Below are 21,862 nucleotides of genomic sequence, written 5' to 3' on the forward strand. Positions count from 1 at the left end.
TCTCAGGACTCCAGCGCGATGGCAACCTCGTAGCCATGAGACTTGAGCAGGGAGTGTTTTTTCGCTGCTTCAAGATCTTTGGCAACCATCTCGGAAACCATCTCCTGCAGAGTGATTTCTGGTTTCCAGCCCAGCTTCTCGTGCGCTTTGGTTGGGTCACCCAGCAGGGTTTCTACTTCAGCAGGACGGAAGTAGCGCGGGTCAACCTGCACAATCACGTCGCCTGGCTTCACGCCCGGTGCATCGTGGCCGGTCACGGACACAACGATACCTTTCTCTTCCACGCCGGTACCTTCAAAGCGCAGTTTGATGCCCAGCTGTGCCGCGGCCATTTCAACGAACTGACGTACGGAGTACTGCACGCCGGTCGCAATCACGAAGTCTTCTGGCTGTTCCTGCTGCAGCATCATCCACTGCATTTTCACGTAGTCTTTGGCATGGCCCCAGTCACGCAGGGAATCCATGTTGCCGAGGTGCAGGCAAGACTCCAGACCCTGCGCGATGTTGGCGATAGCGCGGGTGATTTTGCGGGTCACGAAGGTTTCGCCACGACGTGGAGATTCGTGGTTGAACAGGATGCCGTTACAGGCGTACATGCCATAGGATTCACGGTAGTTCACGGTGATCCAGTAGGCGTACAGTTTTGCTACCGCATACGGAGAGCGTGGGTAGAACGGCGTGGTCTCTTTCTGTGGGATTTCCTGCACCAGACCGTACAGCTCAGAGGTGGATGCCTGGTAGAAGCGAGTTTTCTTCTCAAGGCCGAGGAAGCGGATCGCTTCCAGCAGACGCAGCGTACCCATGGCATCAACGTCAGCGGTGTATTCCGGGGACTCGAAGGAGACCGCTACGTGGCTCATCGCGCCCAGGTTGTACACTTCATCCGGCTGCACTTCCTGCAGGATACGGGTCAGGTTGGAGGTATCGGTCAGGTCGCCGTAGTGCAGGTGGAATTTCGGGTTCGCCGCGTGAGGATCCTGATAGATATGATCCACACGTTCGGTGTTGAAAGAAGACGCACGACGTTTAATACCGTGGACTTCATAACCTTTTTCCAGCAGGAACTCTGCCAGGTAAGAACCATCCTGCCCGGTAACGCCGGTGATGAGAGCGACTTTAGACATGTTTATATTCCTCTACTTATGAATTTAATCAGTTTCAACGCGTTCGCGTATCACCACTGCGGGGTTGCCACGGCAAACTTTATTTGCCGATAGCGATTTAAAAACGCTGCTGCGGGCACCGACTACCGTGCCATCGCCAACAGAAACACCCGGTGCAACAAAAACATCCGTTGCCAGCCAGCATTTTTCGCCAATCACAATAGGCGAAGCGGTAATATCAAAATGCTGACTCATAAAATCGTGACTGCCGGTGCACAAATAACATTTCTGTGAAACCACCGAATTTGCGCCAATCGTAATCTCGCCCAGGGTATATAACACCGCGTCATCCCCTACCCAGGCGTAATCCCCAAGCGTTAATTTCCACGGATAGGTAATTTTTACCGAAGGTCGGATGACTACGTTTTTTCCTATTTTTGCGCCAAACAGGCGCAATAAAAATGCTCGCCAGCGGTACAGTATTTGCGGTGACCAGGCAAACAAGGTGGCCTGAACGGCCCACCACAGCTGCACTTTAATACCGCCCGCGCCCCGAAAATCTTTCGGTACGGAGAAACCTTTCAGATCCTGCATTACGTTTCCTTATATTCAGGCTTTGTTATATAAGGCTTTCGTTTTACCCGTGGTGCGCACGCGTAATAAATAAGACAATTCCGCCCAGAATGCCGGCACGCGTAATATTTTACGCTGTACTTTTTTGGCATCCTGGCACAATTCCAGATTATTAGACGTTGACACGCCGCCCATTGAGAATTCAGATACCAGCCCTTTAATTCGACGGAACGGGTAACCTGATTTGTACAGGCTGGCAGCCAGTGCATAATCGGAAGACACTTTATACTGCAAATCGTAAGGCTGTTTTTTCAGACCTTTTACCGGGAAGAAAATAGCCTGATGGCTGGCCGGTAAGCTGTGATAGATATACCAGCCTGGCTTCGCGCTGCGGCACACTTTATGTCCGTCGCCAAAATCGAGCAGCGCATCGCCAATATACATGGCATCCTCTTTCTGGCGCGCCAGCTGACGGGCAAACAGCGCCACGTCATCATGGAAAATGTCGCCCGAATTCAGGAAGATGGCATAACGGCCTTGTGCCATGTTGATGCCTTTATTCATCGCATCGTAGATGCCTTTATCTTTCTCGCTGATGTAGCGTAAGTTGAACTCACCGTTGAGTTTTTCCAGAAACTCCGCCGTGCCATCGTTCGAGCCGCCGTCGACCACAATCCACTCAAAGGTGAGGCTTGGATCGCGCGCCAGGTTGCGCAGCGAGCGCCAGGTTTTTACCACCCCTTCGTAATTACGAAAAGCGACAGTAATGACGCTAAGAAACATAAATCACCTCATTTCGTCATACGTTCGTAATATTAAGCGCCTTGCGCAGAATAAACGGACAGACAATCAAGAAAGCATATTCCGGGCTAAATATTGACCCGGTAAAAAACAGCGACACCGGAGTAAACAGATAAAGCTGAACGCGAAAGTTCTGGTTATCACCAAACGCGTTAATCATCATTTTGAAAACTTTAAACAGATACCACAGGGTCAACAGTACGGCGAACCACGAAAAATAAATAATTAACAGATACAGACCATTGTCTATGGTTTTACCGACATCCGCACCGTTAAAGATTCCGAATGATGCAACATATTCGTAAAGTGAGCCGAATCTTACTACCCCATCAATATGGGTTAAGGAATAACCCACCATCACCAGTGGCCCAATGATGCGATAATAGGACGAAGATCCTTCCGTTCCCAAATCACCCAGACGTTCTGAGATGTACGGGAAGGCAAATATCACGCCTACCATAAATACCGTCAGAGAGATAATCGCCAGCGGCAGTTTTTTCTTAATCGCATCTTTGTTCAGGTACTGGAACGCCCACTCCAGCAGGTAAAACAGGATAAATGTCATTACCCCTGAGAACGATCCAGACAGAACAATTCCTGCAAGAATCATAGCATCGGTCTTAGGCGTTTTGATACCAAACTGTTTGATGCTGAGCCAAATTGAGATTAACGCCAGAGCGAAAAACGCCGGTTCAAAATAGAGGGCTGTAGTACGCTTCCCGCCAAACTTGATGAAGTTCAATACATAGCTGTTACTGTAAATGAGATATTTCGAAATTATCTCCATCAGGCTGCTGCCACCGGTTAGAATAATTTGCGCCATCTCCATGGCAGCAAGCATAACAATTAACGCAACGGCAATATAAAAGAACCTAAGGATTTTCCGATAATTGTGTGGAGAAATAGTTTTAAACCGAATACTCCAGACCATACCGATAATAATGACGATATAAACAAACAGCATGGTTGACGTGACGTATTTACTGGCATCCAGCGACTGGCCAAAGATGTAGTTAAACAGCGTCAGTCCCGTGCCCAGCCCTAAGGCAATCATCAGCTTCTTCAGGTTGATTTTATCGACATACAGCAGAAGCAGAACGGGCAAGAAGGTCACGATGGTTATCGGGAAGCTTTCGCCGAGCTGGGCAATTTTGACGTTGACCAGCAGGTAGATCAGCGGCAGCAGCAGATAACTACAGACTCTGATAGAACGAGACATATTCCTCCAGCATCTGTTGTCCGCTGTAGGCCTTGCGGCTGCGGTTGCGGAACGATTCCAGGTCAGTGCCAAAAACGATCTCAGCAATCTGCGCCTTCGGCAGCTGTACCAGGGGCAGGACCTCCTGCTCCGTGAAGGTTTTCCCGCCGGATTTTTCCAGCACTTCACGCGCCGCATCGCTGTGGGTGGCAATCACCGGCACGCCGATTGAGAGCGCTTCGCAGAGGATCAGCGGGTAGTTATCCACGCGGGAGCTGAACACCAGCGCGTCCATTTCATTCAGCGCGCTCATCAGCTTGCGCTTGTCGGTCTCAAACCCGTGGTTCACCACGTTGGCCCCTTCGAACGGTGAAAACTTGCCGAAGGTATGAAGCTCTATCTTGTCCCCCAGCGCCATCATGTCGCGCACCAGCTGCTGGTTGGTTTTACCGTCGTAGCGCAGGTCATGCGCTACGATAGCGATTTTCGGTTTGCCTGCGGTTTCCGCCACCGGGGTCAGCTCCGCAAGAATGGCTTCCGTCGCCACGTCGATGCCGTTGTTGATAATCTGACAGCGCCCTGCCCCGTACAGGCTGTTGAAGGCATCGGCCACGTGCTGGCTTGGAGAGATAAACGTACAGCCGAGCGAGAGCATGTCGCGGAACAGCTGACGCTTTCCGGCCACCAGCTGATGCGCGCGATCCACCTTCACCGGCGGATAGTTGCTTAACGTCGGGCACTTCTGGCAGTTATCTTTCCAGCCTTCGCAACCGTCGGTAAACGCGCAGCGCCCGGTTACGCTCCAGTGATCGTGCAGCGTCCAGACAAAGCGGGTGTCGGGCTTGTGGGCCTGCACCTTCTGACAAAACGCCACCACCTCTTCCAGATTCAGCCAGTAGCTGTGCAGCACGTGAAAATGCAGCACAACCGGGCCCGTGGTGCGGGTCACCGTGCGGTAAAGATTGTTCAGGTTGCCAAACAGATCGCGGTTAAACAGGCGGAACAGCGCGATGTTGGCAATCGAGGTCAGACGCGGCGTGTGCTTGTGCACCTGCGGGAAGTTATCGTGGCTGACGCTTTTCTTGCCGCCTTTGCCGTAGCCATAAATAAAACGCGACTGAAGTCCTTTTTGCAGCGCGCGCTGGTGCAGATCCAGGGCCACGCCTGCCGCTCCGCCTTCTGCGAGGCGTACGTTAAATTGCAGAATGTTCATTTAATCACCTTCACGCGGGCTTTTTCTCCCACCACCAGCGCGTTATCCGGAATGCTGTCCAGCACCACGCTGCCAGCACCAATCGTGACGTTATTACCAATCGTGATGTCACCGATGATCACCACGTTCGCCCCCAGCTCGACGTTATTGCCGATGACCGGGCAGGCCAGGCTGTCAGGCCCACGGTTGCCAATGGTGACCGCATGACGAATGGTGAAATCATCCCCGGCGACCACGAACTTGTTGATCACCACCGCATAGCCGTGGTGGATGGTAAAGCGGCGGCCAATGGTGGCAGCGGCCTGGATTTCATAGCCAAAAAAGCATTCGGTGATGATGCGATACAGCACCAGCACGGGTGCCGCCCAGATGTTGTTCAGGACGTTTTTCTTACGCCACACCGAGCAAAAGTGCGCGATGCGGTACGCCAGAACCATGCAGCACGGACGCAGGCTCCAGCTGTTAGCGCGGCAATCTTCCAGAAACATTATTTCCCCCGAAGCCCGTCAGCCAGGCGCTTGCCGTTACGCACGGAAAGCAGCGTCAGCAGCGTGCGCCAGTTCATGCGCTTATTGCGGATCTGATAGAGGGTAAAGAGCTGATATTTACGGCTGGCACGGTCAAACTTGTCCTTGTGCTTGCGGTAAAAATGGAAGTAGCCGGAGAACTTTTTCGGCGAGGAGGTGATTTGCATCTCCCCGTGGTTGATGTGCAGGATCTGCGTGGCCTCTTCCACTTTCCACGGTTCACCGTATTCCACCACCATGCGCAGGAAGATATCGTAATCCTGCGCGGCCTTGAGTTCGGTATCGAACAGGCACTCTTTGAAACGCCACGCCCAGGTGAAGACCTGGTTACCAATAATGTTGCGCTTGTAGAACAGGCGGCGAGAGTACGGTGATTTCGGATATAGCGGCAGACTGGCGGGCTGCGAGTAAACTTCGCCCTGGCAGACATAGTCGTTGGCATACAGAAAAGCGTGCGTAACCAGCTGTTCTTTATGCGACAGGAAGATAGACAGGCGGTTCGGCGTCCATTCGTCATCGTCGTCGATACCGGTCAGATACTGCCCTTTGGCCTGCATAATCGCCTGATTACGCACCGCACATGCGCCGGAGTTAATGGCGTTATGCGTATAGACCACCCGCGGGTCGTTGAGGTCAGTCACAAACTTTTGCAGCTGTTCATACGAGGAAGAGCAGTCATCAACGATGATCAGCTCCCAGTTATCGTAATCCTGACGTAACACCGACTTGATTGCGCGGATCGCCAGCTGCTGACGATTCCATGTCGGCATATAGATTGAAACTAAAGGGCGTTGTGTGGTCATTTTTTCCCCTCACCCCGGCCCTCTCCCCAAAGGGGAGAGGGTGAAAGGCAGCCAGTGGTTATCATTACGTTCGTCCCCCAAATCCAGCACCGAACAGTCCCCTCTCCCCTTTGGGGAGAGGGTTAGGGTGAGGGGTGTGGGGTGTGTTTTTTTATTTACTGTCAGACTTATATTCGTACTCGTAATACCCGTAATCCTGGTACCCGGTCGCGCGGCGGAAGATGGAGTTCAGGATCACCCCTTTCACCTCAATTCCGTTCTGCTCGAAGCGGCTCAGGCTGGTTTCCACCTCTTTCAGGGTGTTCACCGCGTAACGCGCTACCATCAGCGTGGTGCCCGCATGGCGGCCAACAACGGCCGCGTCGGTCACGGCCAGAATTGGCGGCGTATCGATCAGCACCAGGTCGTAGTTTTTGCTCGCCCACTCCACCAGCTCGGTGAAGCGTTCGCTCATCAGCAGCTCGGACGGGTTAGGCGGCACCTGACCGCGTGGGATCAGGTCAAATTTCGGCACCGTTGTTGGTTTCGCGCTCTGGCTAATGTCGCCTTTGCCGAGCAGGATTTCCGACAGACCGTTAACGTTGTTGGTGCCCAGCAGTTCGTGGGTATAGCCCTTGCGCATATCGCAGTCGATCAGCAGCACGCGCTTGTTGGTCTGGCTGACCACCGCCGCCAGGTTGGCGCAGACGAAGGTTTTACCGATTGACGGGCTAACGCCGGTTAACATCAGGACGTTGTTTTTGGCCTGCATCATGGCGAAGTGCAGACTGGTACGCAGGCTACGGATCGCTTCGATAGCGAGGTCGGTCGGGTTACCCACCGCCAGCAGCTGGCTCTGTTTGTAACGCTTAACGCCCTTGATGGTTTTGACACTGTCACGGGATTTTTGCCACTCAGACAGCGGAATGCTGGCATAGACGTTGATACCGCTCTCTTCCAGCACCTGCGGGCTTTCGATACCGCGGTTGAACAGGGAACGCAACAGCACGCCCACGATAGAGAGCATCAGGCCGAGAATAATGCTGCCGAGAATGATCAGCGCTTTCTTCGGCTTCAGTACGCCAGGCTGGGTAATAGCCGGGTCGACGATGCGCACGTCACCCACGGTACTGGCTTCGGTGATTTTCAGCTCCTGCTGCTTGTTCAGCAGCTGCATGTAAACCTGCTGTCCGGACTCCACGTCGCGGGTCAGACGCACGATCTCCTGCTGCGTTTTCGGCATCGCGGTCACGCGGTCATTGAGCTTCGCTTTCTCTTCTTCCAGCGTACGGCGCTTCTCGAGCAGCGTGCGGTAGGCCGGGTGACGTTTGGTATAAAGCTTGGAAATCTCCGCCTCTTTGAAGGTCAGCTCGTTGAGCTGCGCATCAATGTTAACCATCGAATCGAGGACCGATTTCGCCTCCAGCGGCAGGTCAACGGAGTCTTTATCCTGACGGTAGGCGTTCAGCTTGTTTTCGGCATTATCCAGACGGCCGCGTACTTCCGGGAGCTGTTTCGCGAGGAAGGCCAGGCTTTTCGCCGCTTCCGCCGACTTACGCTCAACGTTCTGCTCAAGATAGTTGCGGGTAATGCTGTTCAGGATGTCGCGGATTTGATCCTTATCTTCACCGGTAAAGGTCATGCTCAGCACGCCGGTGTCCTTACCGTTTTCGGTGACGGTCAGGTTATTCTGCAGATTGTTGATCATCCCCAGCGTGGAGAATTTGGTGACGGTGAATTCACCGCCCTCCTGGGCGTTGATCGCGCTGACCATCATGCTGACGCCGTCTTTGGTCAGCATCTGCCCTACTTCACCGCGCGCGCTAAAACCTGCGTCGCTGGTTAGCTGGTACTGTTTCGGACCAAGCACCGTCAGGGTAAACGTCTGATCGGCAGCCCCTTTCGGCAGCACGAAGTCAGTCACTTTCACCGTGTCGTTGCTTCGCCCCATCAGACGATCCCAGCCGGCACCAAAGACCGGGAAGGTATTTTTGGTGACGGAGATATCGAGCCCGAGGTCGTGAACCGTTTTACCCAGCACCAGACGTGACTGGATGAGCTGAATTTCGGCGTCGGATGCCGGCGGCTTGTTCGCCAGCGCGGAACCGATGTCCTGCACCAGCGAGTTGCCGGTATTCTGCTCGATCTGCACCAGCGCGTCGGCGCTGTAGATAGGGGTGGCGAACAGCGTGTAGACGACGGCCGCCGCGGCAAATACGGCGGTAATGCCAAGCACCCACCACTTTGCCTCTACAACAGTGCCGACCAGGCGCCCAATATCAATTTCATCACTGCCCGAAATCGGGGCGGCAGAAGGTCTTGTTTTTTCTGTCATTGTTATCCCTGCTGAACTTTCAGTGCCTGCGCCCACTGTTGGGCAGACTGGTCAAGTAAGGTGTAAACCGCCTCAAAGGCCTCATGGCTTTTGCGATACGGATCGGGGATTTCACGTTCATTGTCCCAGTGACCAAACAGCATCACCTTGCCGCGCATCTCCGGAGCGATATCGCACAGCGCATGAATATGGCGTTTTTCCATCGTCAGGATCAGGTCATACTCCCGGCACATGCGGCCAGTGACCTGGCGGGCCACGTGGCCGTCGAGAGAGAGGTGATGATCCCGCGCCACGCTCGTAGCGCGCTCATCGGCACCTTTACCGACCAGTGCACCCAGCCCTGCCGAATCAACGGTCAGTTCGGGCTGGTAGTGTTTCAACAGCCGTTCAGCCGTGGGGGAACGGCAAATGTTCCCCACGCATACCACCAGAATTTTGTTAAACATCGCGGATTACCAGGTATGAATGTCGCGCGCCGTATCCGTCATGTAGCGAACGCCACTGATGGTTGGCAGCAACTGGTTGATCAGACGGTTCCAGCGGGCAACCGGCGCGGTGGTAACGTACACCACATCGTATGGCTGGAGACGGAACTCCGTCGCCATCACCAGAGAGGTCGCATCGGACATATCCAGCTGGTAGATGTTGGCGATCTTGCCTTTCGCACTGCCCTCACCTTTAAGCGGACGGATCACGAAGATACCGGTCGCGTTAGAGGTCGTCAGATCGATACCTTCAGCATTGCCCAGCGCTTCGGTCAGGGTCATACCGCTGAAGTCCATTTTGAGGGTGCTCTGTTTCTTCACTTCACCCATCACGAAGACTTTCAGATCGTCATTGCGCGGCACGTAGAGAATGTCGCCCGGATAGAGCAGACGGTTCTGGGTCAGATCGCCGTTTTGCATTAGCGCCTGCAGCGAGATGCGCTGCTCCTTCCCGTTGTGGGTGAGCACCACGTTGCGCCAGTCGGCGCCGTCGGTTAACCCGCCCGCGGCGTTAATGGCATCCAGTACGGTCAGGGGAACGTTGGTGATGGCCTGCTGGCCGGATTTGTTCACCTGGCCGGAGATATAGGCTTTTTGCGAGCGGAATGCGGCGATATTAACGTCCACCTGCGGATCGGCGATGTACTGCGCTAAGCGGCCGGTAATATCACTACGGATCTCGGCAAGCGTTTTCCCTGCAACATGAACTTTACCAATGTAGGGATAGAACATGGTGCCATCTGACTGCACCCAGTTACCGGTGTCGCTTGAGCTGCGGTACTGGCCCGCTGGGGTGGTCAGTTCCGGGTGGTCCCAGACGGTCACGTTGATCACGTCACCCGGCCCCACGCGGTACTGGTAGGACGCAATTTCCTGGTCCAGCGACATATTCGGCTGGGCAACATTCGGACGTGGACGTAATTGTTCGACCAGACGAGGCGTAAGTGGATAAACATTCACCATTTTGTCGAGATCAAAATCGGCATCCTGTTGCTTGATCACATCCTTACCCATTGTTGACATATTGCTGCCGGGAAAGACCGTGCAACCACTCATCAAGGTCACAGACACCAATAATGGCATCAATTTCATTTTGGATTTCATCATTGATTATTTATCACTTTGGCAGAGTAATTACCCTGTGCAATTTAAATAAGCTCGAGTCGTATTGGGTTTCAGCATGCAGTTAATCAAATAGAAATATAACTGGCATCAGTCCTAAAAAAAGCTTATTCATCCATTGGCTATTGACAGAATAATCGGGGCTGATTCACACGCTTTCAGGCACGCTACCGCCCTTGGCTTTCAGTTACCAATCCACTGACTAAACAATGTGTTATGGATAGACACCCTCTTGAACAAGGTCTTCTGGAAATATATCAGCCGCTTGAGAAACCAGACGGATAATGAATAACCATCCCTGAAGACCGAACATTAATAGCAACACCGAGATTTAACATTTGATGCTGGGAGAATTGTTGCAGCTAACCTAATAGCAGGCAAGGAGACAACTGTCCTAATATCAGTTTTTAAGATTAATATTAAGAGCAAATTTTTGACCTTTTAGGAATTTCTTTATATTGACAAAAAGAGACTAAAAACCATTATCTGCGATATATCCTAAAATGCTTTCTTTGTAATTAAATATACGTATTTCGCTTATTTACACCCTGTTGAGAATGCTCTCTTTTTTACCCCTCGTATTAAGAGAAATCTCAGCCCGGCATTGCAATTTCCCCCAGCTTTATCCATGATCGAAGTGTGACATTCGTCATATAACAGAAGGTATTACTATTACTATGGAATGGATTGCCGATCCCTCAATCTGGGCCGGGCTGGTTACGCTGGTCGTCATCGAGTTAGTGCTCGGGATTGATAATCTGGTCTTTATCGCCATCCTCGCTGAAAAACTGCCCCCTTCCCAGCGCGACCGCGCGCGCGTGACGGGTCTGCTGCTGGCGATGGTGATGCGGTTACTGCTGCTGGCCTCTATCTCCTGGCTGGTCACGCTCACTCAGCCACTGTTCTCCATTCACGGTCTGAGTTTTAGCGCACGCGATCTCATCATGCTCTTCGGCGGGTTGTTCCTGCTGTTCAAAGCCACCGTGGAACTCAACGAGCGGCTGGAAGGCAAAGACAGCGAGAACCCAACCCAGCGCCGCGGGGCGAAATTCTGGCCGGTGGTAGCGCAGATCGTGGTGCTGGATGCGGTCTTCTCCCTGGACTCGGTGATCACCGCCGTCGGGATGGTGGACCACCTTGCGGTGATGATGGCCGCGGTGATTATCGCCATCACCCTGATGGTGATGGCCAGCAAGGCGCTCACACGGTTTGTGAACAGTCACCCGACAATCGTCATCCTCTGTCTGAGCTTCCTGCTGATGATTGGCTTTAGCCTGGTGGCCGACGGTTTTGGCTTCCATATTCCGAAAGGCTACCTGTATGCCGCCATCGGGTTCTCCGTCATGATTGAAGCGCTTAACCAGCTGGCGATATTTAACCGCCGCCGCTTCCTGTCCGCGAATCAGACCCTGCGTCAGCGTACGGCCGACACGGTTATGCGCCTGTTAAGCGGTAAGAAAGAGGATGCGGAGCTGGACGCCGAATCCTCAGCCATGCTGGCCGACCACAGCGACGGGCTGATCTTTGATCCGCAGGAACGGCGGATGATCGAGCGGGTGCTCAATCTGAACCAGCGGACGGTCAGCAGCATCATGACCTCACGACATGACATTGAACATATCGACCTGACGGCACCGGAAGAGCACATTCGCGCCCTGCTGGATAAAAACCAGCACACCCGCGTGGTGGTGACCGGCGGTGAAGAGGAAGAGGAGCTGCTGGGCGTGGTGCACGTTATTGACCTGCTCCAGCAGCAGCTGCACGGCGAGCCGCTCAATCTCCGCATCCTGGTACGCCAGCCGCTGGTCTTCCCGGAGGGGCTACCGCTGCTCTCCGCCCTTGAGCAATTCCGTAACGCGCGCACGCACTTTGCCTTTGTGGTGGATGAGTTTGGTTCGGTGGAAGGACTGGTCACGCTCAGCGACGTAATGGAAACCATCGCCGGTAATCTGCCAAACGAGGTGGATGAGATTGATGCCCGCCACGACATTCAGAAAAACGCAGACGGTTCGTGGACGGCTAACGGCCATATGCCGCTGGAAGATCTGGTGCAATATGTCCCGCTGCCGCTGGATGAAAAGCGGGAATATCACACCATTGCCGGTCTGCTGATGGAGTATTTGCAGCGTATCCCGCAGCCGGGGGAAGAGGTTCAGGTGGGCGACTATCTGCTGAAAACCCTGCAGATTGAAAACCATCGCGTGCAGAAGGTTCAGCTCATTCCGCTGCGGGATGAGGAAGAACTGGATTTTGAGGTATAAAAAAGCCGGGTGGCGCTTCGCTTACCCGGCCTACGATGTTCGGTTTTTGTAGGCCGGGTAAGGCGGAGCCGCCCCCCGGCGCAACAGGCATCACAGCTTATCCAGCAGCTTTTTCACATCCTTGCCGTCCTGTGAATCTTTATTACGATCCGCCCAGCCGCTAAGCCGACGTTTCGCTTCATCCTGCAGATGCTTACGCAGGATCTGATCCACCTGCAGGCTGTAATTCAGAGCCTGCCATTTACCATATACGGTCAGCGGAACCGGCGTCTCTTTCAGGAAGTCGATGAGCTTGCTCTCACCCTGCCAGCCGGAAAGTACCCGCACGTTAAAGCGCGTGTCCGCCGTCTCTTTCACCAGATCCAGCTTACCGTCACCCGTCATTGATAACAGTGAAGAGGTGCCCTGCATTCCGTCGAGAGAAAGTTGTCCGTTGTCCAGCGTCAGGTCCGCGGTGAAGCTGTCGAGGCGCGTGGCGCTGTCATAGTTATCCTGCGCTTTCACATCGCTGCTGCGCTCAACCGCCTGCTGCACCAGCTGCTGGAAGTTAAGCCCTTCCATACGGGAGTTTTTCAGATCAAGATGCGCCTGCCCCTGCCACTCGCGGCGGAAAGCATCGGCATCAATTTTCGTGCCTGAGAAGTCACCCGCTAGCGTCAACTGCCCCGTCAGGGATATCGGGTAGTTAAACGCTTTCAGGATGGTACCTATCTCAACGTTGTCGAGACGCGGCTGGAATTCGGCGCTGGCAACGTCTTTACGGACATCCAGCGTGCCGGGCAGCGAGAGGTTCCCTGCGCCCATCTTACCGCTCAGTTCGGAGATCACCAGCAAACCGTTATGGTTAAACATCTGGCTGCTCACGTCGGTAAAATCAATACCGCGCCAGCGCAGGCTATTGGCTTTCAGCAGAATATCCGCCGTGAATCCGCGCAGGGCGTTATAGTCAGGTTGATCAAGATTAGACGAGATAACCGGACGCGATACCGGTGCCTGGCTTTGCCCCGTCTGCGTGGCATCGCTGTCGGTGGCGCTGGCTGGCAGCGGCGGCAGCAGGTTTTCCAGATTGAGCTTGTCAAACTGCAGATTCAGCACCCACTTCGGCTTCTCTTCGAGCGTAACGCTCGCCTGCCCCTTCAGGCTACTGTCATTTGCCTGCAGGTTGAGATTATCCAGCTCCAGCTGCTTTTGTTCTTCGCGCCAGACGGCCTGCAGCGTTCCCTGCCCGGTGATCCCCTGGGTGGGAAGATCGGCCCCCGTCAGCTGCCAGTCCAGCTGCTGAATGTCGGCGGTGAGCTGGTGCGGATAGTCTGAGGCATTGACGCTTGCATTCAGCGACAGGGTCAAATCGCGCTGATCGCGATTCACGCGCCCGCTAAACGCCACCGACGCAAGATGGTGCGCATCCTGTTCCATCTGCAGGTTAATGTTACGAACGGTCACCTGCTCCTGGTGCTCATGCTGGAAAACCAACACGCTATCGGCCACTTTCAGCTTGCCGATATCAAAGGACCAGCCTGTATCAGACGGCTCATCCGGCAGGGTATTTTCGCGCGGTGCAACCGGCGCATTTGCATCGCGCACGGCTTCGGATTGCGGGGTGAGCTGAATCACCGCGCCTTTCAGCATCACCTGTTTAACCTGCAGCTGATGGGAAATGAGCGGGAACAGCGCCACATCAAGGCGCATGTTGTCTGCGGACACCAGCGGCTGGGATGCCCCCGGTGCCGTAAGCGACATGCGGCCAGAGAGAATGCTGAGCTGCGGCCAGACGTGCCAGCGCAGCGGCCCGTCAAGCTTCAGTTGATAACCACTGCGTGCCTCGACCTGCCGCACCATGTAAGCGCGGAAATCGTTGGGGTTAACCAGCAGAACCAACGCCGAAAGGCCGGCCACCAGCACCACCAGCAAAATCATCAGCGTTGTCAGAACTCTTCTCATGGCATCCTCAATGGGCTAACGATCAGTCTTTATCAATACGGCTGGCAACCGCGCCCTGCTGGTCGCGATATTTTGCGTCCTGCCGACGGTTATAAGGACGATCTGCCGGGCCTGACAGCGGTTCAAAGCTCAACGCGCCGATCATCATCCCCGGGCGCAGCGCCAGCGGCAATTTACCGGCGTTGAAGAACTCCAGTACGATACGCCCCGACCAGCCTGGATCGATACGGTGCGCGGTCACGTGGACCATCAGTCCCAGTCGTGCCAGCGAAGAACGGCCATCAAGCCAGCCGACCAGGTCAGGAGGCAGGGTGACGGATTCAAACGTCACCGCCAGGGCCAGTTCACCTGGGTGCAGATAAAAGGCTTCGCCCTCGTCGATAACGATTTCGTCACTCATCACGCGATCGAGCGCGGCGCTGACTTCGTCCTTCGGCCCGCTAAGGTCAATGAACGGTGCGGTATGGCCGCTAAAGGTGCGGAATTTATTACCTAACCGTACATCAACGGTCACGCCATTGATACGCTCAACAGGTGGACGTGGGGTAATAGACAAACGGCCTTCATCCAGCCAGGCTTCTATATCGCGATCACAAAGACGCATGGCACTTTCTCCTTTCATGCATCGTACCCTGAAGCGGTAAGCGCTCAGGGTAAAACCAGGTTATCTCTGAACGGTACACAATTCACGCGGCTTATTCAAAAAACTGGCTGATTTTCGCTTTTAAGATATCAATAGCAATGCGGTTTTTACCCCCGCGCGGCACGATGATATCGGCGTATTGTTTGGATGGCTCAATAAACTGCAGGAACATCGGGCGGACCGTTTTCTGGTATTGCGCCATAACGGAGTCCATCGAACGTCCACGTTCATTCACGTCGCGCTTGATGCGGCGCATCAGGCAGATATCCAGCGGGGTATCAACGAAAATCGAGAAGTTCATGGATTCACGCAGGCGGGCGTCGGTCAGCAGCAGGATGCCTTCAAGGATAATGACCTTTTTCGGCTCGATGCGGATCGTTTCCTGGGTGCGGGTGTGTTCTACGTAGCTGTAAACGGGCAGCTCAATCGCCTGGCCGCTCTTAAGCGCTTCTAAATGCTGGAACAGCAGGCTGTGATCCATCGCATTGGGGTGGTCATAGTTGGTTTTGACGCGTTCTTCCATCGACAGATGGGATTGATCTTTGTAATAGCTGTCTTCGGGAATGACGCCGATATGCTCATCACCTACTTGTTCACGCAGTTCGCGATAAAGCGTACTGGCAATTAGACTTTTACCTGAAGCCGATGCGCCGGCGATGCCTATAATGACGCACTGATGAGACTTATCAGTCATAAATTTAGCGACCTGATTAACCTGGATGTTAAGGAAGGACGACGCCGGAGCGTCAAACGCGGCAATTATAGGGATTTCGCGGGCGTGATACCAGTCGAATGCACAGGTTCTGCGAGACTGGCCGAAAAGTGACGTTTTATTCCCTGAGTGAAATTTAAATGAACGTTTTTTCAGCGTTTAATCGTTTTTTTTAACGGAGTAAGTATTTAATAAGTCTATGGTGTCAAATTCTGAGCGGTCACCATATGAATTGTAAATTGTTTGTACTAGCATAAACCAAATTATCAAATTCACGCGTTCGGACATCTTCCCTGACGGCATGGCGTCTCTGGATAAAGCGGTAATGAATAAACAATACCAGCGGGTTTTGGTTACCACCCCACATCCTCTAATACGACTTGTCTGTCTGGGCCTGGTCACCTTTATCTTTACCTTATTTTCGCTGGAGCTCACCCGCTTCGGTACCCTGCTGGCCCCGCTCTGGTTCCCCACCGCCATTATGATGGTGGCGTTTTACCGCCATGCGGGGAAAATGTGGCCGGGAATCGCCCTGGCCTGTTCGTTCGGCAATGTTCTGGCCTCGTGGATGCTGTTTTCATGGGGGTCGGTCAGCTTCATCTACCCTTCTATCAACGTCATTGAGGCCGCTATCGGCGCGCTGTTTCTGCGCAAATGGCTCCCGTGGTACAACCCGCTGCAGAATCTGAACGACTGGATCCGCGTGGCCATCGGCAGCGCGCTGGTTCCGCCGCTGGTGGGCGGTATTCTTGTGTCTCTGCTGGCACCCGGCCCTGAACCCCTGCGCAATTTCTTCGTCTGGGTGTTGTCAGAAGCCATTGGCGCGCTGGCGCTGGTGCCGCTGGGCCTGCTGTTTAAACCCCATTATCTGCTGCGCCACCGTGACCCGAGATTGCTGCTGGAAACGCTGACCACGCTGGCCGTAACGTTAGCCCTCAGTTGGGCAGCCATCACCTGGCTGCCGTGGCCTTTCACCTGCGTGATTGTTCTGCTGATGTGGAGCGCCGTGCGCCTGCCACGGATGGAAGCGTTTATGGTGTTTCTGGTCACCGTGATGGTTGTGTCGCTGATGATTGCCCGTAACCCTCTGGCGCTGACCACCCAGCACGCCGGGCCGATGCTGAACGCCCCCTGGCTGCCGTTCCTGATGCTGCTCCTGCCCGCTAACGTGATGACCATGGTGATGTACGCCTTCCGCGCCGAGCGCAAACACATCACCGAAAGCGAGGAGCGCTTCCGCAATGCGATGGAGTATTCGGCCATCGGTATGGCGCTGGTCAGCATTGAGGGCAAATGGCTTCAGGCTAACAAGGCGCTGTGCAATTTCCTCGGCTACAGCCAGACTGAGCTCCAGTCGCTGACCTTCCAGCAGCTCACCTGGCCGGAAGATCTGCACACCGACCTCGAACAGCTTGAACAGCTGGTCAATGGCGACATCAATACCTATACCCTCGAGAAGCGCTATTATACCCGCGACGGGGAAGTGGTCTGGGCGCTGCTGGCCGTCTCCGTCGTGCGTCATGCCGACGGCTCGCCGCTCTATTTTATCGCCCAGATTGAAGACATTAACGACCTGAAGCAGACCGAATGGGTCAATAAGCGCCTGATGGAGCGCATTACGCTTGCTAACGAAGCGGGCGGCATCGGCATCTGGGAGTGGGATCTGGAGCCAGACATTATCAGCTGGGACAAGCGGATGTTTGAGCTGTATGAAATCCCGCCGCACATCAAGCCCACCTGGCAGCTCTGGCATGACACGATGCTGCCGGAAGATCGCGCCCACGCAGAGAAGGTGCTGCGGGACTCTCTGATTTCCCGTCTGCCGTTTAAGCTGGAATTTCGCATCCGCGTGAAGGAAGGCGTGCGCCATATTCGCTCCCTGGCGAACCGGGTGCTTAATAAGCAGGGTGAGGTCGAACGGCTGCTCGGCATCAACATGGACATGACCGAGGTTAAGCAGCTCAACGAAGCCCTCTTCCAGGAAAAAGAGCGTCTGCACATCACCCTCGATTCCATCGGTGAAGCGGTACTGTGTACCGATATCAACATGAACGTCACCTTTATGAACCCGGTGGCCGAGAAAATGAGCGGCTGGCTGCAGACCGAGGCTATCGGCCAGCCGATCCTGAAGGTGTTGCACATCACCTTTGGTGAAAAAGGGCCGCTCATGGAGAATATTCACAGCGGCGATATGTCCCGTTCCGATATCGATCAGGACGTGGTGCTGAATTGCCGTACCGGTGGAAATTTCGATATTCATTACAGCATTACGCCGCTCAGCACGCTGGATGGGCAGAATATTGGCTCGGTTATCGTGATTCAGGACGTGACCGAGTCGCGCAAAATGCTGCGCCAGCTCAGCTATAGCGCCTCCCACGACGCCCTGACCCATCTGGCAAACCGGGTCAGCTTCGAAAATCATCTCAAACGCCTCCTGCAGACCGTTCGCGAAACGCGCCAGCGTCATGCCCTGGTCTTTATCGATCTCGATCGCTTCAAAGCCGTCAACGATACGGCAGGCCACGCGGCGGGCGATGCCCTGCTGCGGGAACTCTCTTCCCTGATGTTGACCATGCTCCGCGCCAGCGACGTGCTGGCGCGTCTGGGCGGGGACGAGTTCGGGTTACTGTTACCGGACTGCAATATTGAAAGCGCGCGCTATATTGCCGGTCGCCTGATCCAGACGATCAATGACTATCACTTTATGTGGGAAGGCCGCCTGCACCGGATCGGCGCCAGCGCCGGCATCACGCTGATTGATGAAAATAACCATCAGGCGTCGGAGATCATGTCGCAAGCGGACATTGCCTGTTATGCCTCAAAAAACAGCGGGCGCGGCATGGTGACGGTTTACGAACCCCAGCAGGAGCGGGATCACCAAACGCGCAGCATGATGTCGCTTGATGAACAGTGGCACATGATTAAAGACAATCACCTGATGATGATTGCCCGCAGCGTCGCCTCCCCGCGCATCCCGGAAAGCAGTAATTTCTGGCTGCTGTCGTTACGCCTGTGGACCAGTCAGGGCGAAGTCCAGGAAGAGCATGCTTTCCGCTCGGGCCTGGCGGAGCCTGAGCTTTTGCACGCCCTCGACAGACGTATTTTTAGCGAGTTTTTCCGCACCTATGCCGCCCAGATCGCCAGTAAAGGCATGGGTGTGGCACTGCCGCTTTCTGAGGCCGGTTTAGCCAGCGTGACGCTGGTCGATGAGCTTCTCGATTTGCTGGATAAAAGCCCCATGCCGGGTCGTCTGCTACATCTGGTTATCTCTGCCGATGTGGTGTGCAGCCCGGATAAGAACCTGCAGCGGAGTCTGCAAAAGCTTCGCCAGGCGGGCTGCCGCGTGATCTTCAGCCAGGTAGGACGCGACATGAACGTCTTTACCCACCTGACCGCGAATATGGCCGACTATCTGATGTTGGACGCTGAGGTGGTAAGCAACGTGTATGGCAATCTGATGGATGAGATGATGGTGACCATTGTGCAGGGCCACGCCCAGCGTCTGGGAATGAAAACCATCGCGGGCCCCTGCAACCAGCCCATCATGATGGATACGCTCTCCGGCATCGGCATTGATTTTATCTTTGGTGACACCATCGCCGAGCCGCAGCCGCTGGATCTACTGCTCAACACCAGCTATTTCGCCATCAACTGACGGCGACCAGCCGTCGGTGTACCAGATGTGCAGCAGCGCGTAAGAGCGCCACGGCTGCCAGCGCTCGGCATAACGACGAATTTGCGCGGGCGTCATCCCGGCAAAGCGTTGTTTAATCAGGTAATCATCCGGAAGAAATACATCTTTCGCCTGCCAGCCGCGCAGGGCCAGATAATTTGCCGTCCAGCGCCCTATCCCCGGCCGCTGCTGTAGCGCTTTCATCCCCTCTTCTATATTCGCGGGTGGGAATAGCGGAAACGTCCCGTCGAGGACCGACTGCGCCAGATGAATCAGCGACTCCGCACGCTTTACCGGCATACCTAACGCTTTCAGCGCCAGAGGATCCGCTGCCGCCAGCGCCTGCGGCGTGGGGAAGCAGAGATAGCCCGGGCAATCCGCCACGGGTTCGCCGCATAACGCCACCACGCGCGACGCCAGCTTCGCCGCCATCGCCACGCTCACCAGCTGTCCGAGAATCGCCCGGACGCCCTGCTCGTACGCATCCATCGCTCCCGGCAAGCGTAAGCCTGGCCGGGCAGCACCGAGATCGCCCAGCGTATCCGTGATGTGCTGCGGATTGCAGGCAAGATCGAACAGGCGTTCGATGCGTTCAAGGCACGTCTGCGCAACCGGAATTAACCCCGGGCTGAGGGTCACGGTCAGCGTATGGGTGGCGATATCCGGCGTCACGCGGAAGATCCCCTGATTTCCTTCGCAGGCAAAACTGCGCTCGTAGTAGTCGTGTGTGACGGTTTCAATGCCCGTTACCGCACGCGCGCCAAGAAAGCCAAACATCCACTGCCAGTCATAAGGGGGAAGCCAGGTGAGGGTATACATCGTTACTCCTTTTTTAGTGTTATCAGCATAAACGGAAAGACCCTGTATTGCCTTGCTTTCATATTCCTGTTGTCGCCATGCAGACATTTCGTTAAAGTCTCGCCCCTTCTCACCGGCATGGGGATTCATCGTGTTTATTGGATTTGACTACGGTACGGCAAACTGCTCGGTTGCGATTATGCAAAACGGGCAGCCACAGCTCCTGAAAATGGAAAAAGAGAGCACGCTGCTGCCGTCTATGCTCTGCGCACCGACGCGTGAAGCGGTGAGCGAATGGCTGTTTCGTCACCATCAGGTTCCGGCCACGGCGGCGGAGACCCAGGCGCTGCTGCGCCGGGCGGTCAGCTTTAACCGCGAGGAAGACATCGACGTTACGCCGTCCAGCGTGCAGTTCGGTCTCTCTTCGCTCGGGCATTACATTGAAGACCCGGAAGAGGTCTACTTCGTTAAGTCACCAAAATCCTTCCTCGGTGCCAGCGGCCTGAAGCCGCAGCAGGTCGCGCTGTTCGAAGACCTGGTGTGCGCGATGATGCTGCATATTCGTCATCAGGCGCAGACGCAGGTCTCCGATGCGATTACCCAGGCGGTGATTGGCCGTCCGATCAACTTCCAGGGGCTGGGCGGCGACGAGGCCAACCAGCAGGCGCAGGGGATCCTTGAGCGTGCGGCGCACCGCGCGGGCTTCCGCGACGTGGTGTTCCAGTATGAGCCGGTTGCCGCGGGGCTGGACTTTGAAGCCACGCTGACGGAAGAGACGCGCGTATTAGTCGTGGACATCGGCGGGGGCACGACGGACTGCTCCCTGCTGCTGATGGGGCCAGAGTGGCATAACCGTCGCGATCGAGAAAATAGCCTGCTCGGGCATAGCGGCTGCCGCGTAGGCGGTAACGATCTTGATATCGCTCTGGCATTTAAGAGCCTGATGCCGCTGCTCGGCATGGGCGGCCAAACGGAAAAAGGCATCGCCCTGCCGATCCTGCCGTGGTGGAACGCGATTGCCATCAACGACGTGCCTGCGCAAAGTGATTTTTACAGCACCGCCAACGGCCGCTTCCTGAACGATCTGATGCGTGATGCGCAGGACGGCGAAAAAGTCGCCCTGCTCTATAAAGTGTGGCGCCAGCGTCTGAGCTACCGCGTGGTGCGTACCGCGGAAGAGAGCAAAATCGCCCTGTCCGATCGCGCTGAACAGGCGGTCTCCCTGCCGTTTATCAGCGACGAACTGGCCACCGCCATTTCGCAGGACGGGCTGGAGGCGGCGCTCGCGCAGCCGCTGCAGCGCATTCTGGAACAGGTGCAGCTGGCGCTGGAGAATGGCAAAGAGAAGCCGGACGTTATCTACCTGACCGGGGGTAGCGCCCGTTCGCCGCTGATTAAAAAAGCGCTGGCGGAACAGCTGCCGGGTATTCCGATTGCGGGTGGAGATGACTTTGGCTCCGTTACCGCAGGGCTGGCACGCTGGGCGCAGGTGATGTTTAGCTAGTGTTGTTGCGGTGCGGTCTGGTGCCCTCACCCCGGCCCTCTCCCACAGGGAGAGGGAGAAAACACCCAAAACGGCAACGGATGTTGCCGTTTTGGGTGTTTTCTCCATTCAGACCATTCCTGACAGTCTTCCATATTTCCTCCATTTTTCCGCTGTGTTAGCTGACTAAACTAGTATCATTCCCCGAAGTC

General features: G+C 55.1%; 17 protein-coding genes. 3 read left to right on the forward strand and 14 right to left on the reverse strand.

Annotated elements, in window-relative coordinates:
- Positions 1-2: 2 nt before the first annotated feature.
- The 10 genes from gmd to ACMGG5_RS21685 form a co-directional block, all read right to left on the reverse strand.
- A complete protein-coding gene (gene gmd, locus ACMGG5_RS21640; RefSeq protein ID WP_014884502.1) occupies positions 3-1,124 on the reverse strand; it encodes a GDP-mannose 4,6-dehydratase in 1,122 nt (373 codons plus the stop codon).
- 24 nt (positions 1,125-1,148) lie between these two features.
- Positions 1,149-1,697, reverse strand: a complete 549-nt coding sequence (wcaF, locus tag ACMGG5_RS21645) for a colanic acid biosynthesis acetyltransferase WcaF (protein WP_420278492.1) — start codon at positions 1,695-1,697, stop codon at positions 1,149-1,151.
- Between the two features lie 15 nt (positions 1,698-1,712).
- Positions 1,713-2,459: a colanic acid biosynthesis glycosyltransferase WcaE gene (wcaE, locus tag ACMGG5_RS21650; RefSeq protein ID WP_290093374.1), complete on the reverse strand. Its 747-nt coding sequence runs from the start codon at positions 2,457-2,459 to the stop codon at positions 1,713-1,715.
- A 16-nt stretch (positions 2,460-2,475) separates the two neighbouring features.
- The gene (wcaD, locus tag ACMGG5_RS21655) at positions 2,476-3,696 is read right to left on the reverse strand and encodes a colanic acid polymerase WcaD (protein WP_048992950.1); all 1,221 of its coding nucleotides are present in this window, start codon (positions 3,694-3,696) and stop codon (positions 2,476-2,478) included.
- Entirely contained in the window at positions 3,671-4,888 is a 1,218-nt protein-coding gene (gene wcaC, locus ACMGG5_RS21660) for a colanic acid biosynthesis glycosyltransferase WcaC (protein WP_048992951.1), read from the reverse strand. The genes wcaD and wcaC overlap by 26 nt, the downstream gene beginning before the upstream one ends.
- Positions 4,885-5,376 carry a colanic acid biosynthesis acetyltransferase WcaB gene (gene wcaB / locus ACMGG5_RS21665; protein ID WP_023312402.1) on the reverse strand — a complete coding sequence of 164 codons (492 nt, stop codon included), beginning with the start codon at positions 5,374-5,376 and terminating at the stop codon, positions 4,885-4,887. The genes wcaC and wcaB overlap by 4 nt, the downstream gene beginning before the upstream one ends.
- Positions 5,376-6,218, reverse strand: a complete 843-nt coding sequence (wcaA, locus tag ACMGG5_RS21670) for a colanic acid biosynthesis glycosyltransferase WcaA (RefSeq protein ID WP_023312403.1) — start codon at positions 6,216-6,218, stop codon at positions 5,376-5,378. Before wcaA ends, wcaB begins: the two co-directional genes overlap by 1 nt.
- 151 nt (positions 6,219-6,369) lie before the next feature.
- Entirely contained in the window at positions 6,370-8,532 is a 2,163-nt protein-coding gene (wzc, locus tag ACMGG5_RS21675) for a tyrosine-protein kinase Wzc (RefSeq protein ID WP_420278493.1), read from the reverse strand.
- Positions 8,533-8,534: 2 nt separating this feature from the next.
- Positions 8,535-8,978, reverse strand: a complete 444-nt coding sequence (gene wzb / locus ACMGG5_RS21680) for a low molecular weight protein-tyrosine-phosphatase Wzb (protein ID WP_023312405.1) — start codon at positions 8,976-8,978, stop codon at positions 8,535-8,537.
- Positions 8,979-8,984: 6 nt separating this feature from the next.
- On the reverse strand, positions 8,985-10,124 hold the full coding sequence (locus ACMGG5_RS21685; protein WP_014170829.1) for a polysaccharide export protein: 1,140 nt from the start codon (positions 10,122-10,124) through the stop codon (positions 8,985-8,987).
- 692 nt (positions 10,125-10,816) lie between these two features.
- Here ACMGG5_RS21685 and ACMGG5_RS21690 point away from each other — a divergent pair.
- Positions 10,817-12,400, forward strand: a complete 1,584-nt coding sequence (locus ACMGG5_RS21690; RefSeq protein ID WP_061714793.1) for a TerC family protein — start codon at positions 10,817-10,819, stop codon at positions 12,398-12,400.
- A 90-nt stretch (positions 12,401-12,490) separates the two neighbouring features.
- Here ACMGG5_RS21690 and asmA read toward each other — a convergent pair whose 3' ends face one another.
- The 3 genes from asmA to udk form a co-directional block, all read right to left on the reverse strand.
- Positions 12,491-14,341, reverse strand: coding sequence for an outer membrane assembly protein AsmA (gene asmA, locus ACMGG5_RS21695; RefSeq protein WP_267216974.1), 1,851 nt, complete (start codon positions 14,339-14,341; stop codon positions 12,491-12,493).
- A 22-nt stretch (positions 14,342-14,363) separates the two neighbouring features.
- Positions 14,364-14,945, reverse strand: a complete 582-nt coding sequence (gene dcd / locus ACMGG5_RS21700) for a dCTP deaminase (RefSeq protein WP_023312408.1) — start codon at positions 14,943-14,945, stop codon at positions 14,364-14,366.
- A gap of 91 nt (positions 14,946-15,036) precedes the next feature.
- Complete coding sequence (udk, locus tag ACMGG5_RS21705; protein ID WP_008500855.1) at positions 15,037-15,678, reverse strand: uridine kinase; 642 nt, start codon at positions 15,676-15,678, stop codon at positions 15,037-15,039.
- 343 nt (positions 15,679-16,021) lie between these two features.
- Here udk and ACMGG5_RS21710 point away from each other — a divergent pair, with 343 nt between their 5' ends.
- Positions 16,022-19,351, forward strand: a complete 3,330-nt coding sequence (locus tag ACMGG5_RS21710) for a diguanylate cyclase (RefSeq protein WP_417927596.1) — start codon at positions 16,022-16,024, stop codon at positions 19,349-19,351.
- Here the strand turns inward: ACMGG5_RS21710 and alkA are convergent.
- On the reverse strand, positions 19,316-20,188 hold the full coding sequence (alkA, locus tag ACMGG5_RS21715; protein WP_090419612.1) for a DNA-3-methyladenine glycosylase 2: 873 nt from the start codon (positions 20,186-20,188) through the stop codon (positions 19,316-19,318). The two genes, ACMGG5_RS21710 and alkA, sit on opposite strands and share 36 nt — an antisense overlap.
- Before the next feature lie 130 nt (positions 20,189-20,318).
- Between alkA and yegD the strand changes: the two genes are divergently transcribed.
- Positions 20,319-21,671: a molecular chaperone gene (gene yegD / locus ACMGG5_RS21720; RefSeq protein ID WP_420278494.1), complete on the forward strand. Its 1,353-nt coding sequence runs from the start codon at positions 20,319-20,321 to the stop codon at positions 21,669-21,671.
- Positions 21,672-21,862 lie beyond the last annotated feature (191 nt).

The sequence above is a fragment of the Enterobacter sp. BNK-34 genome (genome assembly GCF_048684445.1).
In the GTDB taxonomy this organism is placed as follows: Bacteria; Pseudomonadota; Gammaproteobacteria; order Enterobacterales; family Enterobacteriaceae; genus Enterobacter; species Enterobacter pseudoroggenkampii.